The 12,834-nt window shown below is 67.1% G+C and carries 25 protein-coding genes; 20 read left to right on the forward strand and 5 right to left on the reverse strand.

Annotated elements, in window-relative coordinates; genetic code table 11:
- Nucleotides 1–8: 8 nt before the first annotated feature.
- The 4 genes from AB0I15_RS07010 to AB0I15_RS07025 all read right to left on the reverse strand — a co-directional run bounded on the left by AB0I15_RS07010 (nt 9) and on the right by AB0I15_RS07025 (nt 2,610).
- Nucleotides 9–566 carry a phosphatase PAP2 family protein gene (locus AB0I15_RS07010; protein ID WP_358091260.1) on the reverse strand — a complete coding sequence of 186 codons (558 nt, stop codon included), beginning with the start codon at nt 564–566 and terminating at the stop codon, nt 9–11.
- Entirely contained in the window at nt 563–1,651 is a 1,089-nt protein-coding gene (locus AB0I15_RS07015) for an MAB_1171c family putative transporter (protein WP_358091263.1), read from the reverse strand. The genes AB0I15_RS07010 and AB0I15_RS07015 overlap by 4 nt, the downstream gene beginning before the upstream one ends.
- A 10-nt stretch (nt 1,652–1,661) precedes the next feature.
- Nucleotides 1,662–2,024: a hypothetical protein gene (locus tag AB0I15_RS07020; RefSeq protein ID WP_358091265.1), complete on the reverse strand. Its 363-nt coding sequence runs from the start codon at nt 2,022–2,024 to the stop codon at nt 1,662–1,664.
- 169 nt (nt 2,025–2,193) lie between these two features.
- Nucleotides 2,194–2,610 (reverse strand): helix-turn-helix domain-containing protein, encoded by a 417-nt coding sequence (locus AB0I15_RS07025; RefSeq protein ID WP_358091267.1) that lies wholly within the window; start codon nt 2,608–2,610, stop codon nt 2,194–2,196.
- A 307-nt stretch (nt 2,611–2,917) separates the two neighbouring features.
- On the opposite strand from AB0I15_RS07025, the gene AB0I15_RS07030 reads away from it, so the two are divergent.
- Nucleotides 2,918–3,205: a hypothetical protein gene (locus tag AB0I15_RS07030; protein WP_358091269.1), complete on the forward strand. Its 288-nt coding sequence runs from the start codon at nt 2,918–2,920 to the stop codon at nt 3,203–3,205.
- 97 nt (nt 3,206–3,302) lie between these two features.
- Here the strand turns inward: AB0I15_RS07030 and AB0I15_RS07035 are convergent, their stop codons facing one another.
- The gene (locus AB0I15_RS07035; RefSeq protein WP_358091271.1) at nt 3,303–3,827 is read right to left on the reverse strand and encodes a hypothetical protein; all 525 of its coding nucleotides are present in this window, start codon (nt 3,825–3,827) and stop codon (nt 3,303–3,305) included.
- A 281-nt stretch (nt 3,828–4,108) separates the two neighbouring features.
- Between AB0I15_RS07035 and AB0I15_RS07040 the strand changes: the two genes are divergently transcribed.
- From AB0I15_RS07040 to AB0I15_RS07130, 19 genes are read left to right on the forward strand one after another with little or no spacing between them, the layout of a single operon-like run.
- Complete coding sequence (locus AB0I15_RS07040) at nt 4,109–4,411, forward strand: hypothetical protein (protein ID WP_358091273.1); 303 nt, start codon at nt 4,109–4,111, stop codon at nt 4,409–4,411.
- A 19-nt stretch (nt 4,412–4,430) separates the two neighbouring features.
- Nucleotides 4,431–4,643: a hypothetical protein gene (locus tag AB0I15_RS07045; protein WP_358091275.1), complete on the forward strand. Its 213-nt coding sequence runs from the start codon at nt 4,431–4,433 to the stop codon at nt 4,641–4,643.
- Nucleotides 4,640–4,843: a hypothetical protein gene (locus AB0I15_RS07050; protein WP_358091277.1), complete on the forward strand. Its 204-nt coding sequence runs from the start codon at nt 4,640–4,642 to the stop codon at nt 4,841–4,843. The genes AB0I15_RS07045 and AB0I15_RS07050 overlap by 4 nt, the downstream gene beginning before the upstream one ends.
- The gene (locus AB0I15_RS07055) at nt 4,840–5,814 is read left to right on the forward strand and encodes a hypothetical protein (RefSeq protein ID WP_358091279.1); all 975 of its coding nucleotides are present in this window, start codon (nt 4,840–4,842) and stop codon (nt 5,812–5,814) included. Before AB0I15_RS07050 ends, AB0I15_RS07055 begins: the two co-directional genes overlap by 4 nt.
- Entirely contained in the window at nt 5,814–7,523 is a 1,710-nt protein-coding gene (locus AB0I15_RS07060; RefSeq protein WP_358091281.1) for a hypothetical protein, read from the forward strand. The genes AB0I15_RS07055 and AB0I15_RS07060 overlap by 1 nt, the downstream gene beginning before the upstream one ends.
- Nucleotides 7,520–7,942, forward strand: a complete 423-nt coding sequence (locus tag AB0I15_RS07065) for a hypothetical protein (protein WP_358091283.1) — start codon at nt 7,520–7,522, stop codon at nt 7,940–7,942. Before AB0I15_RS07060 ends, AB0I15_RS07065 begins: the two co-directional genes overlap by 4 nt.
- Before the next feature lie 60 nt (nt 7,943–8,002).
- Nucleotides 8,003–8,257 carry a hypothetical protein gene (locus AB0I15_RS07070; RefSeq protein WP_358091285.1) on the forward strand — a complete coding sequence of 85 codons (255 nt, stop codon included), beginning with the start codon at nt 8,003–8,005 and terminating at the stop codon, nt 8,255–8,257.
- A 10-nt stretch (nt 8,258–8,267) separates the two neighbouring features.
- Entirely contained in the window at nt 8,268–8,540 is a 273-nt protein-coding gene (locus tag AB0I15_RS07075) for a hypothetical protein (RefSeq protein ID WP_358091287.1), read from the forward strand.
- A gap of 8 nt (nt 8,541–8,548) precedes the next feature.
- Complete coding sequence (locus AB0I15_RS07080; protein ID WP_358091289.1) at nt 8,549–8,932, forward strand: hypothetical protein; 384 nt, start codon at nt 8,549–8,551, stop codon at nt 8,930–8,932.
- Nucleotides 8,929–9,288, forward strand: coding sequence for a hypothetical protein (locus AB0I15_RS07085; RefSeq protein ID WP_358091291.1), 360 nt, complete (start codon nt 8,929–8,931; stop codon nt 9,286–9,288). Before AB0I15_RS07080 ends, AB0I15_RS07085 begins: the two co-directional genes overlap by 4 nt.
- Complete coding sequence (locus AB0I15_RS07090) at nt 9,285–9,668, forward strand: hypothetical protein (RefSeq protein WP_358091293.1); 384 nt, start codon at nt 9,285–9,287, stop codon at nt 9,666–9,668. The genes AB0I15_RS07085 and AB0I15_RS07090 overlap by 4 nt, the downstream gene beginning before the upstream one ends.
- Complete coding sequence (locus tag AB0I15_RS07095; protein WP_358091295.1) at nt 9,665–9,898, forward strand: hypothetical protein; 234 nt, start codon at nt 9,665–9,667, stop codon at nt 9,896–9,898. Before AB0I15_RS07090 ends, AB0I15_RS07095 begins: the two co-directional genes overlap by 4 nt.
- Nucleotides 9,895–10,446 (forward strand): hypothetical protein, encoded by a 552-nt coding sequence (locus tag AB0I15_RS07100; protein WP_358091297.1) that lies wholly within the window; start codon nt 9,895–9,897, stop codon nt 10,444–10,446. The genes AB0I15_RS07095 and AB0I15_RS07100 overlap by 4 nt, the downstream gene beginning before the upstream one ends.
- The gene (locus AB0I15_RS07105) at nt 10,443–11,369 is read left to right on the forward strand and encodes a hypothetical protein (protein WP_358091299.1); all 927 of its coding nucleotides are present in this window, start codon (nt 10,443–10,445) and stop codon (nt 11,367–11,369) included. The genes AB0I15_RS07100 and AB0I15_RS07105 overlap by 4 nt, the downstream gene beginning before the upstream one ends.
- 46 nt (nt 11,370–11,415) lie before the next feature.
- Complete coding sequence (locus tag AB0I15_RS07110; protein WP_358091301.1) at nt 11,416–11,712, forward strand: hypothetical protein; 297 nt, start codon at nt 11,416–11,418, stop codon at nt 11,710–11,712.
- Nucleotides 11,712–12,005: a WhiB family transcriptional regulator gene (locus tag AB0I15_RS07115; RefSeq protein WP_358091303.1), complete on the forward strand. Its 294-nt coding sequence runs from the start codon at nt 11,712–11,714 to the stop codon at nt 12,003–12,005. The genes AB0I15_RS07110 and AB0I15_RS07115 overlap by 1 nt, the downstream gene beginning before the upstream one ends.
- Nucleotides 12,002–12,259 (forward strand): hypothetical protein, encoded by a 258-nt coding sequence (locus AB0I15_RS07120; protein WP_358091305.1) that lies wholly within the window; start codon nt 12,002–12,004, stop codon nt 12,257–12,259. Before AB0I15_RS07115 ends, AB0I15_RS07120 begins: the two co-directional genes overlap by 4 nt.
- Nucleotides 12,249–12,611: a hypothetical protein gene (locus tag AB0I15_RS07125; protein ID WP_358091307.1), complete on the forward strand. Its 363-nt coding sequence runs from the start codon at nt 12,249–12,251 to the stop codon at nt 12,609–12,611. The genes AB0I15_RS07120 and AB0I15_RS07125 overlap by 11 nt, the downstream gene beginning before the upstream one ends.
- Nucleotides 12,598–12,834: a hypothetical protein gene (locus AB0I15_RS07130; protein WP_358091309.1), complete on the forward strand. Its 237-nt coding sequence runs from the start codon at nt 12,598–12,600 to the stop codon at nt 12,832–12,834. Before AB0I15_RS07125 ends, AB0I15_RS07130 begins: the two co-directional genes overlap by 14 nt.

A 12,834-nucleotide genomic window follows, 5' to 3' on the forward strand; every position in this document is an offset into this window, starting at 1 on the left:
TTAACGTCTCACAGCAAAATTACGAGCGTTGCCCAGGTGGCCGCCGCCCCAGCCGCGGTGCCAGCGAGCACCTGAGCCGGCGTGTGGTCGCGGATCTTCACGCGAGCCCATCCGATCAACGCCACCACCACGCCGCCGACCGCAAGCACGAGCAGCGGCCGGGGCAGCACCCACGCCAGCATCATCACCGATCCGGCGGCTACGGCGGTGTGGAAGGAGATTTTCCACGCAAGGGTGATTGGCCCTACAACGGCGAGCGTCGCGAGCATGATGGCAACGCACGCCACCATCACCATGGGAGCGCCGAGCACCACAAGCAGTGTGAGAGCGAGCACCACCAGGGTCACGATGACGGCCACCAGCTTGGGCCGCTGACTCCGCTCCCCGATGTGCCAGTCGCCGAACCAGCCCCGCCGCACGCCGCCGAAGATCACCACGGCTGGGACGCCGCCGCATAATCCCGCAGCGAGCAGCCCCCATCCGGCCCCGTCCCAACCGGACGTGACCCCACCCACCAGAAGAGGCAGGCTGATCACGATCCACATCGGCGCGAACAGGTCCGTCATGAGGCGCGCGAGGCGACCGCCCCGCCATTGAGCTGCTTGAATCGTGTCGCGACCTGACGTAACCACTGTGTCTCCTTCTCCATGTCGCCATTGAAATCAGGGCCCGGGATCTTCCCGGATGGCACTCCATGCCCGCATCCAGAGCGGGCCGCTTCCAACGCGTCGGCAACCCATTGGGCCACAACATCGGGGTCTTCGCTCACCGGCGGCGCGCTGATCGAGGTCAGGTTGAGCATCCCGTCGCGGATCTCCAACACCCGCCGTACGACGCGCGCCCGGAGCGCGACCTCCATGGAGAGCGCCACATCCGGGTATTGGCTGGTGAATCCTTCCCACAGGGGCCGCAACTCGCGCAGCGCCGCCAGGTCCCGTAGCCACGCCATGCCCGCCCGCCAGGCCGGGATCGACGTGCCCGCGGTGATGCCGACAATGCAGATCAGGAACGTGCTCTTGTGGAACACCGGGATTTCGCGCCAGGCCGTGCCGGGGTCGATGAGGTGGGCGACGTTGACGGCCATGACGTGCAACCGGTTGATCACCCCGGCGACCATGCCAATGGTGGACAGCACCAACCCGACTCGTAGCAGGGGCGGCGCCACCCGCGCGTACCCGGCGAACAGCCATCCGGCCGCCGCCAGACAGGCCATCAACCAGGCGTCGAACACTGCGAGATAGATGCGGCCCTGGAGCGCGGTGTCGCCGGGAGAGGTCGCGCCGTCCACCCAGTAGATGCGACCGCCTCGCAGCAGGAACATGACGGTCAAGACCGTGACCACCACAGCGGCGGTCGGCCAGATCCAGCGGGCTCGGGAAGGGCGCCCATGTCGGGTGATTGCCTCAACGTACGCCAGCAGGCACGTCGCCGACGCCAGTCCAGTCAGGTGCCGCATCAGCGTGGCCAGTTCCGTGCTGGTGCTGGCGTCCATCCACGCCACGATGGGCGCTGCCGAGAAAACCCGCGACATGGCCAAGGCGGTGAACGCGCCCCAGAGCATGCGCTGTTCGTGACTGTGCCGGGCGGGCCGGATGCGGGAGAGCGACGCCCCCCACAGAAGGATCAGGGCTAACCAGTCCACTAAGGTCACGCGTGACTCCCTACGAGTTATATCCGAAGGTCTTGCTGAGCTTGCGCAGGCCCTCGTCGCCGTCCTCGGGCGGGGTGTGGGCGCGCGTCAGAATGAGGGTGGCGAGCTTCTCAGCGTCGCGCTCCTCGACGGTCTCGTACCGGCTGCGTGCTGCCATTCCCGTCATCGAGGGCCCGAGGAGCCGGCGCATGGCCTCCTCGACGTCGCCGCCGACCTTGCCGTGGCCGAGCAGTAAGTGGGAGACCTCATGCAAGCCGATGTTGACGCGCAGCAGCCCAGCCGCACCGGGAGCGATGAAGATGTGGTCGGCCTTCGTCGTCGCGATCCATAGCCCGGACACGGCGCTGGCGGCCTCGGCGGGCAGGTCGTGCATATGCAGGTGACGCTGTCGTACCGCCCGGATCCGAGCGATGAAAGCATCCAGAGTGAACGGCTGCGGGAGCGGCGCCGTTGACAAGGCAGCCAGCAGCGTAGGGGACGGCAATATCACAACCTTTCGGTCGGGCCCGGGACAGACTACCCGCGCCCGTGATCGGATGTGCCTACTGCGCGTCTGTGCCGTTGTCGAGCTGCTCGGCCCGGCGCATTGCCTCAACCATCTTCTCGATGGCCTCCAGCGAAAGCGGGGACAGACCAACCATTCGCTCGGCGATGTTCTGCACGCCGAGTTCGGCCAGGCCCTCGCGGACCGCTTGCTGCCGCTGCTGGTCATCTGCGCTGAGCTGCGGTGGGGGCGGGTCCTCGCCGAGAAGCCAACTGACCGACACATCGAACAACTGCGCTAGCGCGGTTACGACCTCGGTTGAAGGGTTGCTGTGCTTGCCCCTGCGTAGACCGCTGATGTAGGCGTGAGTGATGGCCAGATCCGGATGGGTGCGCTTCATTTCGCGCTGAGCCTGACGGGCGGACCAGCCCTTGACCTTCAACGCTTTATCTAGTCGCTCGGCGAAGGTCGCCACTGCCACCTCATTCTTCACGCCCGGCTTGCCCTATTCAGGCACGCCGTACGCCTACATTCAATCTGTTCGCCAACAGTACACGCCTGATGGAAATGATAGCCGCCAGTTGACAATATTCGCCTCTGCAGGAAAGATCGTTTGCTCCGGCGGTAGGCCAGCCGACAAGTTCGCCAGCCTCCGTCACCATGATCTCTTCTCCTATCGAGTCGGAGCCCGACGCGAGGTACTGGGAGATGTCCGGACTGGATCCGTCCGTGCACGCGGATGGTATGTGAGGTCGGCGGTGGAGAGGACGGGGACCAACTCCATGATCAGTTACGAGGTACGCGCGTGGCTGCTCAGCATGGCGACTATGTCGGTCGTGAGCTGGGTGGCGACGGCGTCTTCCCTTCTCATCCTGATCAACATGGGCGAGCTGACCGGCCACGCGGGGGTGTTGCTGCTGGTGTGGGTCATGGCTGTGTCTGCGCCAGTAACGTTCCACACCATCTCGTTCTGGCGGCGCGTGCGCACTACTCGCCGAGTGCTCGCGCTTGGCCAGAAGCAACGTGCGGCCGTTCGAGGCTTTGCTGAGGAGATCACTAGCCTGCGATGAGAATGGTCGTCGGGCCGCTGGGGGGACGTCGGCGTGTCGGTCCTGCACGTAGTTCCAGCTTGGCGTCTAGGTGTCACGCCGCCTGGTGGTCTGACTATTACTTGCGTCGGAAGATGCGCAACTGGGCACCGTAGGCGTTCAGCGTTGACTTAACGTTCGACAGCAGGATCTTCTCCATCTCGGCCTTCTCGGCGGCCGTAACGCCACGTAGCGCGCGGATTTCACCGAGCATCTTCTGGAGCATCTGCTGCAGGGATTCCGGTGCGAGTTTCGGGTCGATGTCCGCCAGCGTTGGATCGGCAGCGGTACGCTCACGGATCCACTCGCGGAACAATTCGGCCGCTGCAGGCCGGCCATGCTCGTCGAAGTCGTCCGGGGAGATGATGACTTCGGCCGCCAAATCGTTGATGGCGGCCGCCATGAGCACGAGTTCCCGGTCCTCTGGGATCTTCTCGCCGGATTCAATGCGTCGCCAGGTGGGCTCAGACAACGAGTCGCCGGCCAGTTCCTTCGCGCGTGTGGCGGCGGAGCGGGTGGAGATGCGTCGCTTAAGCCCTCCCGGAGTGTTGCGGCGATCGATGAGGAGCTGAACCACTGCTGAGGGCTGGTTGAGGTTGGCCACGGCGAGTCGAGTGTCCCTTCACGGCATTTGATGCGTCATACGAGTCTGGCGCAAAGGTATCAACTGAAGCGTCAATACGTCTTCTGTCATCGCAAAGTGAGTGATTACTCTGTGTGACATAAGCGAGGTAGCTGCGATGACGCATATGATGCGTCAGACGTTGCACCGTGCGTCGCGACGCGATAGTGTCGTTATGTCGGTTCGATCGAGTGCGACCGAAAACCAGCGCACCGGCGAAAAGTCCGGCAAAACCACCCCGAACCACGGAGCGTCATATCGCCATGCCCGCAGGCATCCTCCGCTGGGAAGAACCAGCGCCGATCAAAACCCGCACCAACAAGGAGTACGAGCCCGTAGCGGCCGAACTTCAGAAGAACCCCCACAAGTGGGCAGTCATCGCGGAGACCCCCGACACCCCCGAAGGCAGGCGTGACGCCAACCGCCTCTTCAACGCCGTCAAGAACGGCTACAGGGGCTTCCGCAACGACGACAGCGGAACGTTCCAGGCCACCACTCGCACCGTCACCCAGGACGGCGGAACCAAGGTCGTTCTGGTCCACGTCCAGTACGTCCCAACCCGCTAACAGCGGTGCCGCACTCAGCATGACCAACACCACTCAAGCGCCGATCCCCGACGACCTGGTGCAGCTCATCGCCACAAGAGCTGCCGAGCACTGGAACCACTACGCCAAGGTCGCGCTCACTCGTCTGCTCGCCGACGTCCTCGGCGACTACGACGCCGCATACCAGCTCGTCGAGGAGACCGACCGCAAGCTCCTGGCCGCCGAAGCCGGATACGAAGAGGACCATCAGTGACCCCATCGACCACCACGCCCCCGACCGAAGCGGAGCTGACCGACTACCTCGGCGCTCTCAAGACCGACGAACAGCAGCACACCCCACGCCGGCCGAGCCTGGGCGGCGGCGCCCAGCTCGACCCGATGACCGAGGACGAATACCGATTCGGCTGGTTAGGCCAGGCCGACTATGACGGGCACCTCGGCGGTGGCGCGTGAACATCACCATCCGCGACGACCAGCGCGACGAGTACGACCCGAGCCACGCCGTCCCCACCAGCGCAGGCCGCTACTACTGCGACCCGATGCTTGACCCGGACGACCCCAACCGGATGAAGATCTCCGTCACCAACGCCATCGACCAGCACATGATCGAAGCCCTGGCCCCCGCCGCAGCGAGGGACACCGCGATCTGGATGATGGACAACCTCCCCGACGCGATCCGCGCGGCCGCCGACCCCGACGACCTGGTGGAGTTCATCAAGCTGGCCAAGGCCCAGTACCGAGTCCAGTGGGACAAGAAAGCCGACCTCGGCTCCCGCGTCCACGCCATCGGCGAAGCGATCAACCTCGGCGCCCCGTACATCCCAGACGAGGAAGCCGAACCGTTCGTCAACTCCTACCGACAGTTCCTGAGCGACTTCGGGGTGGACATCCGCCGCGACATCGTGGCGGCCGAGTGCACGGTAATCAACCGCACCATCCCCTACGGGGGCACGAGCGACATCTGGGCCAACCTCCGCTTCGACGGCCCGACGTCGCCCATCATCCCGAAGTTCAAGCCGCGCGCGGTCCCGCCCGACCCGCTCCCCACACCGTCCGGGCTGTGGCTCATCGACATGAAGACCTCGCTGACCAAGCCCGCCAGCGCCATCTACGAGGACTACTTGATGCAGCTCGCCGCGCTGCGAAACGCGGAAATCGCCTTGATCTGCCCGCCGTCGTGCAGGTACGGCGAGACCGACGACCACGACGCCAGCCACGAGTTCGCCGTCCCGGAGTTCGCCGGCACCGCGATCCTCAACCTCCGCGAGACGGAGTACGGCTTCGTCCCGCTGCCCGCCGACCGAGACGCGTTCGACGCGTTCTGCGGGCTGCTGCCGCTCGCGCACTACGTCCACGGGCTCGAGATGCGCGGCTTCAAGCCAGTGCAGCCGCCCACCATCACCACCAGGAAGGACGCCGCCTGATGCCCATCGACCCCTCCGTACTGCAGCGCCGCCACTGGCAGGACGGTCGGATCCGTCTCGGCGTGAAGAAGATGAGCCGAAACGGCAAGGAGTACCCCAGCAAGATCGACACGTTCCGGTTCACGTCGCCGTCCGAAGACATGATCCGGGGCGTCGCCGAGAAGTACGGCGGCGAGGTCAAGCCGTGGAAGTCGCCGCAGGGCCCGCAGTTCGAGGTCATCACCAACGCGCAGCGCATCCCCGTCATCGTCCCGCCCAACGGCCTGAGCCAGAACATGGAGCTCTGGGACGGAAAGCTGTGCATCCGCCGCTGCACTGGCGTCGCGATGCAGGCTCCGTTCGTCGGTCCGTGCCTGTGCGGGGCGGACGTCGAGATCAAGAAGCGGCCGTGCAAGCCGCACACTCGACTCGGTGTCTTCCTGAAGGAAGTGCCCAGCCTGGGCCTATGGCGACTCGACAGCAAGGGTGGCAACGCTGCGGCCGAGCTGCCCAACGCAGCCGAGTTTCTGGCCCACGCAGGGACGTACGTGGACGCCTGGCTGTACGTGGCCGAGCGCACCGGCTCGTTCCTCGACCCCAAGGACAACGTGGTCAAGGCCACCACGTACATGGTGCCCGGCCTGACGATCGAGGGCATCGGGTTCGACGAGCTGATGTCGGGCGAGGTCGCACGCCGCGCCGAACTGGCCCGGGGCGGCGAGAGTCAGCGGGCGATCGAGGCCGCTCCCGCGACCGACTACCTGGCGATGATCAAGGCAGCTCCGAACCGCGACGCCGTCCTGGCCATCTGGAGGACGACCAAGCTCGACCCCGCCTGGCAAGGCCGCGGCGAGGAAGTGGAGGCCGCGGCCAAGGCCCGTGTTGCCGCCTTCCCCCCCGAGCAGGGCAAGGGCGCACCGCAGGGCCAGGCCGCTCCTGAGCCCGACGAGCCCACGCACGAGGAGGAACCCCCGCACACCCCGCCGCCCGGCGGCTACCCGCAGGAGTGGTTGGAGAAGCCACCCGCGCCGACCGACCCCGAAGCGGACCGGATCCGCCAGCACATCATGACCGCATGGGCAGGCACGACGAGCCAGCTCCACACCGAGTTCCGCGACCGCACCGGCACCACCATGAAGGCTGCGACCCTGCAGCAGCTCCAGGAGTTCGCCGACCACCTCGGCCAACCCGCAGCGGGCCCCATCGCAGACGAACCACGCAAGGCGTCCGAGCGCGCCGACGCGCTCCTCGAGGCCGCCCGCGAGCAGAGCACCACGGCGGCGGCCGACGACAAGGAGATCGTGGACGCGGTGATCGTCGAGGACGAGCCGAAGCCCACCGCCAAGGCGCTGCGAGACCTCGGCGTCTGGCTCGGCGAGGCCGGCGTCACCATCCATACCGGCAAGGGCGCGACCAAGGCCAACGACGAGGCCCGGTTCGCCTGGATCACCGAGCACCTGGGCGTCACCGTCACCTCGACGAAGGAGCTCAACGCCGAGCGGGTGAACACCGGAGTCAAGCTGCTGATGCAGCAGGCCGCCGCCCGCCGCAAGGACCTGCAACAGCGCATCGTCAACGTCTGGTCCGACATGGGCGGCACCAACCAGCAGCTCTCCGCCGCATTCGAGCAGCACATGAAGAAGCCGGTCGCCGAGGCCACCAACGCCGACCTCTCCGCGTTCCTGCCCAAGCTCACCAACAGCGAGGTCACCCTGGCCGGTGGCCAATGATGACGCTGACCAACGACCAGCGGGCGGCGCTCCGCGCTGACCGGCTCGCGCGGCTCAAGCGTGAGCGTGAGCGGCGCACCGCCCTCTTCGCGGAGATCGCGAAGCACGCGGGGGCATGTGAAAGCCGCCGCAACTGCCTGCTGTGCAAGGCGTTTGGGCTGCTCGTCGAGTACGTGCCCGAGCCCACGGTCCGCGAGGACTACGAGCAGGTCCGCCACCAGCTCGACGAGCTGCGGGAGCGCCTGGAGCGGATCCGCGACGTGCACCAAGCCCTGTCCGAAGCCGCCCGTCTCGGAACACCGCTGGCCCGCACGGTCCACGACGCCGCATGGGTCGTCCTCGTCCGCCTCGCCAACGCCTGGCACGGCGACGAAGTCGAGGACCCGTACGCCCCGCTCAAGCCCGACTACTTCGCCTGACCAGCCCCGGCCCGGCGTCGCATATTGCCGACGCCGGGACCGCCCCTCAAGGAGTGCCCCATGAAGTCCATCACCGTCCAGTTCGATGACGTCACCTCGTCGACCATCGAGCACCGGCTGGCCGCCGAGGAGACCGTCCTGGCGATGGGAAACCGCCGCTACCCCGTCGCGCTAAACGACAGGGCTGCCCTGCTGGAGGCCTTGCAGGTCGCTGACCGGCTGTCCGGCGCTGTCGTTGGCTGGCGCGGCGACATCGTGGCCGCGCTGCAGAAGCTCGACGCCGACCAGTACGCCCGCGAGAACGCCACCACCTGACGTCAGCACCGTGACCGGCACCACCGCCTCGGGAGTCCGCATGCACAGCGACCCGCACATCACCCAGACGATCGCCGCCCACGTCCTCTTCCACCTCGGCCGCGGCGGCTGGGCCGGCAGCACCTTCGTGCAGAAGCTCCTCCAGACATTCGACGTCGCTGACGCCCCCAACCGACTCCAGCTCGCCGCCGGGTTCCCCGACTACGCCGCCGCGTACGAGCTGGCCAAGTACACCCCTGACGGCGTCGCGGTCCTCCAAGCCCGCGCCGACACTGACCACTAAGGAAGATCATGAACCGCTACACCATCCCCAACGCCCCCGGCTCGCCCGACAAGCGGGTGACCACGGCCGGTTGGGACGCACCCCTCAACACCTACTGGGCCACGGCGTTCGACCCTCCCGGCTCCATCGACGAGGAGGACGTCGAGGTCTTCTGGATCGGATACACCCCATGCGCGCTGCCCGACGTCGAATCCCTCGCCACCGCGCTCCGAGAGCACGGCGTCGAGATCCCGCCCTACACCGTGGACGCGCTCCGCAGGGACAAGCCGACCGAGGGGGAGAGCTTCGCGGGCCGGCCCGCGACCCGGCTCATCGCCGAGATGACTCGGCCACACGTCCCCGCCGACCAGCAGGCGCGCATCGACGCCGCCCTCCAGGTCGGTGGCCGATGAACCGCTACAACGACAACACCGGCCTGTGGGGCTGCGGCATCCTCGTCCTCGGCGCGCTCATCTTCCTCGCAGTCGGCCTGTTCAAGCTGTCCACCGCCCGCGTCGAGACGATCACCGTTGAGAACAAGGAGCGGGTCTGTGACAGCTCCAAGTCGTGCCGTTACCTCATCTGGGACCGCGACGGCGACGTGTACGAGAACACCGACGCCTGGCTGTCCCTCAAATTCGACAGCTCCACCCTGTACGGCGAGCTGAAGGAAGGCCGCACCTACCGCGTCAAGGTGAACGGCTGGCGCGTCCCGGCCACCTCGTCCTACCCCAACATCCTCAGCATCGAGGGCGAGGCCGCGAAGTGAAGACCAAGTTCGAGATAGCGGTCGCGAAGATCGAGCCGTACCAGACGTACTTCGTGTTCGGCGTGAGCATCGCGTTCTTCGGCGGCCTGATCATCTTCGGCGGGGTGTGGGCGCTCGTCATCGCTGTCGTCTGCATGTTCGTCGGCACCATGCTCGGGCTGATCGTCGGCGCCGAGATGATGCGCCGCGACATCGAGACCGAGATGAACGCCTTGCGCTTCCAATACGAAGCTGCGTCCGAGCTGGCGTACAAGCTGGCCGAGGAGCTGAACGCCGTGGCGCAGCGGGCCGAGTCGGCCGAGCGCGACCTACTCGCCACCGCCGCAGAGAAGACCGCTCTCCGCGCCCAGCTCGACGCCCGCGAGGGCGGCACCGCGTGAAAGACGTCCTGGCGGCGATCGGCGCGCTCACCGTGCTGGCCGCCGCCGGGGTGGTCGTCCTATCTCTGCTCGCCCACCGCGCGGACCGGCGACGTTCCCGCAGCAACCGCGACCACCGGGCCGCCCGGCCAGCCGAGCAGATCGTCAAGGACCCGGCCATGTGGTCCGACTTCTTCCTTGACCACGACCTGCACAAGGTCCTCAGAACCCCGAAGGAATGGCAACTGTGATCCCCTTCCACGTCGTCGGCCTCGACCTTTCTCTGACCGCCACCGGCATGGCCAACGGCCTCGGCTGGTGCGAGAAGGTCGGACGCGACGGCATCACCAACATGCCGCTGCGCACCAAGTACCAGACGCTCAACGACCTGGCCAGCCGCATCATCGTGCTCACCAGGGCCGAGCACGCCCATCTCGTCCTGGTCGAGAAGCTGGTCTTCAGCCGCCAGGACGGCGGCCGCGGCGGCGCTGGCGAGCGCTCCTACCTGTACTACCGGACGATGGGCATCATCGCGGACGCCGGGGTGCCCATCGTCGAGGTTCCGCAGGCCACGCTGAAGACGTACGCGCTCGGCAAGGGCAGCGGCACCAAGCCCCAGGTTGTCGATTCCATCGCCCGCCGACTGCCGATGTTCATCACCGGCGGCGACGACAACAAGGCCGACGCCGCAGTGCTCGCCGCGCTGGGAGCCGACCACCTCGGGCACCCCCTCGCGGACATGCCGAAGACGCACCGCGCCGCGCTCGACAAGCTGACGTGGCCGGAGGCCGCTCGATGACGCGCGACGCGTACACCGAAGCCCGACGCCGCTACTGGCAGAAACGCGACAAGGGGCGAAAGGCGGGCACCTGGCAGGGTCTCGTCGATGCCGAGGAGGCGCGCCAGCACGTCCGGGAACTGCACAGGATCTGGCTGATCAGCTACGAGGCAATCGCCGAACTCGCAGGGGTCTCGCACACTACGGTCAGGCACCTCGCCGTAGGCAGCGCAACCCGCCAGCTCCCACCACCGGCTCGAATCGGGGCGTGCACAGCCGAAGCACTTCTCACCGTCACCGTGGACGACCTGCCGGACAACTGCCTGGTCAACGCGACCGGGTCTATGCGGCGGATGCGTGCGCTATCGGTTGAGGGATGGCCCGTGCGGTACGTGGCCGACCAGATGAGCGCTGCCTGGGATGGTCTCAAGCAGCTTCGGCGCGGCGAGAGAACCACGGTCGTCCTGCGAACTGCCCGCCTGCTCCGGCGGACGTACGACGAGCTCATGCAGCTCGATCCGTATGTGCACTGCCGTAAGACCGTCGTGACGACCCTGCGCAAGCAGGCCGTCGCCAGCGGTTGGTATCCAGCGGCTGCGTGGGCCGATGCCATCGACGACCCTGAGGCCAAGCCATGGCACGTCGTCCGCTGCTCCTACCCGACCTGCATCAACGGGTCGAAGGACGAGCGCCTGCTGTGCGACAACCACCTCAAGCTGCTCAAGAAGAGAGGCACCCTCGAAGGGGCACGCGTCATGCGGAACACCCAGGCCCTCCTGGAGGATGCCCGGTTCGTCCTCGCCACTGACCCGCCCATCAACCCGCGAACGCAGGAGATCGACGGGGAACGGCTTGCCGAACGGCTCGGTACCACCTGGGAAGCGCTGGAGCGCCTCCTGAACCGGGCGGAGCTCAACCTCGGCAAGCTGCGCGAGTCCGCATGAGCAAACAGCGCTACCGCAATCAAGCGGGCAAGCAGGAGAAACACCGATGAGCAGCACGGCGACCGAGGTCATCACCGACGCCCTCACGACCACCGCACCGAGCGCCGACGACATCCTCGACGCACTCGGTAACGCGGGATACCGCGTCATCCGGCCTGAGACCGGGCCGGCCTGGACGCCCGCCACGCCGAGGAGCCTCGCAAAGGCTCAGCGCGCCGCAGAACTGATCAACGACGGCAAGACGCTGCAGCAGGTCGCTGTCGAGATGCGGATGTCGCTGCGCCAGGCCGAACGGTACAGCGCCGCCGCCCGCGAAATGGGACTGACCGAGCGGAGGCGGTGATGCCCGCCCGCAAGGGATGGCGGAACCGCGCCGCCTGCCGGGGACAGGACCTGGTCCTGTTCTTCGGCCCAGGCGAAGGCGAACCCCGCGAGACCCCCAAGCAGAAAGAGGCCCGCATCGAGCGGGCCAAGCAGATCTGCCGCGTCTGTCCCGTCCAGGTCGAATGCCTGGACTTCCACCTGCAAGCCAGCGCAGCGCAATACGGCGTCGCCGGAGGCCTCGACGAGGACGAGCGCAGGGCCTACCGGCGCCGCCTGCAGCGCAAAGCAGCACGAGAAAGGAGAACCCCATGATGACCAAGGCCACGGAGAAGGCAATGGAGGCGCTCGCGCAGCGCGTCTTTGCCCGCGACCGCACCGATCCCGAGGAGCGGGACAGCACAACGGACTTCGCGTTCGAGTTCATGATCTGGCTCAACGCCAACGGCTGGACGCACACCCCGCCAGCACCGCCGCCCCCGCCTCCTGCACCGAACGGGCTACGCGGCGTGGAACTCGCCCGCGCCGCTCTGGCCCAGCTCGGCAAGGGGGCCAGTGATGGCCGATGACCTCGACGAGAACGGCCTGGTGCCGTTCGACGAGTTCGGCAACCTCCTGCGCGCCGCATGGACCCCGGAAGGGGAGATCACATGGCGCGCTCCGGAGCCGTTCACCGCGCGACTCCAACTCGGCCAGTTCGCCCGCGGCCGCGCCGCCGGCTACGTCGTGTGGCTCGACGACGAGAGCCACATGTTCCCCATGTCGATGACGGAGTTCGTCGAGACCGTCCGCACGGTCGGCGTCGAGGCCGGCGGCTACGCCGGAGCCGAATGGATCGCGCACCGCCGCGGCGGCGCGTACGGCATTCAGCTGTACATGTCGCGGCGGGAGCGGCGGCGGGTGCGCCGTGGCGGTGACTGAGCGGGTGGTCGCGCAGCCGTCCGGGTGCCGCTGGTGCGGCCTTGCGCAACGCGGCCACTGCCAGCGGTGGACCCGCGCGGCCGGCTGGCACGGCTGGACCCCACCGACCCAAGACCAGATCAAGCAGCGCATGAAGGCGCGCCGGACCCTTCAGGGCCAGCGCGCCTCTCTCGTGATCATCGACGAGGCCGTGAACTGGCCCACCACCGAAAGGAACGACTAG

Source organism: Nonomuraea sp. NPDC050643 (genome assembly GCF_040654715.1).
Taxonomy (GTDB): Bacteria; Actinomycetota; Actinomycetes; order Streptosporangiales; family Streptosporangiaceae; genus Nonomuraea.

Excerpts from the sequence above, each read along its gene's own strand:
- AB0I15_RS07045 (WP_358091275.1), top strand. The coding sequence starts at position 4,431 with ATGACCAACACCACTCAAGCGCCGATCCCCGACGACCTGGTGCAGCTC.
- AB0I15_RS07110 (WP_358091301.1), top strand. The coding sequence starts at position 11,416 with ATGAGCAGCACGGCGACCGAGGTCATCACCGACGCCCTCACGACCACC.
- AB0I15_RS07030 (WP_358091269.1), top strand. The coding sequence starts at position 2,918 with ATGATCAGTTACGAGGTACGCGCGTGGCTGCTCAGCATGGCGACTATG.
- AB0I15_RS07040 (WP_358091273.1), top strand. The coding sequence starts at position 4,109 with ATGCCCGCAGGCATCCTCCGCTGGGAAGAACCAGCGCCGATCAAAACC.
- AB0I15_RS07070 (WP_358091285.1), top strand. The coding sequence starts at position 8,003 with ATGAAGTCCATCACCGTCCAGTTCGATGACGTCACCTCGTCGACCATC.
- AB0I15_RS07080 (WP_358091289.1), top strand. The coding sequence starts at position 8,549 with ATGAACCGCTACACCATCCCCAACGCCCCCGGCTCGCCCGACAAGCGG.
- AB0I15_RS07065 (WP_358091283.1), top strand. The coding sequence starts at position 7,520 with ATGATGACGCTGACCAACGACCAGCGGGCGGCGCTCCGCGCTGACCGG.
- AB0I15_RS07060 (WP_358091281.1), top strand. The coding sequence starts at position 5,814 with ATGCCCATCGACCCCTCCGTACTGCAGCGCCGCCACTGGCAGGACGGT.
- AB0I15_RS07115 (WP_358091303.1), top strand. The coding sequence starts at position 11,712 with ATGCCCGCCCGCAAGGGATGGCGGAACCGCGCCGCCTGCCGGGGACAG.
- AB0I15_RS07010 (WP_358091260.1), bottom strand. The coding sequence starts at position 566 with ATGACGGACCTGTTCGCGCCGATGTGGATCGTGATCAGCCTGCCTCTT.
- AB0I15_RS07085 (WP_358091291.1), top strand. The coding sequence starts at position 8,929 with ATGAACCGCTACAACGACAACACCGGCCTGTGGGGCTGCGGCATCCTC.
- AB0I15_RS07105 (WP_358091299.1), top strand. The coding sequence starts at position 10,443 with ATGACGCGCGACGCGTACACCGAAGCCCGACGCCGCTACTGGCAGAAA.
- AB0I15_RS07120 (WP_358091305.1), top strand. The coding sequence starts at position 12,002 with ATGATGACCAAGGCCACGGAGAAGGCAATGGAGGCGCTCGCGCAGCGC.
- AB0I15_RS07020 (WP_358091265.1), bottom strand. The coding sequence starts at position 2,024 with ATGCACGACCTGCCCGCCGAGGCCGCCAGCGCCGTGTCCGGGCTATGG.
- AB0I15_RS07125 (WP_358091307.1), top strand. The coding sequence starts at position 12,249 with ATGGCCGATGACCTCGACGAGAACGGCCTGGTGCCGTTCGACGAGTTC.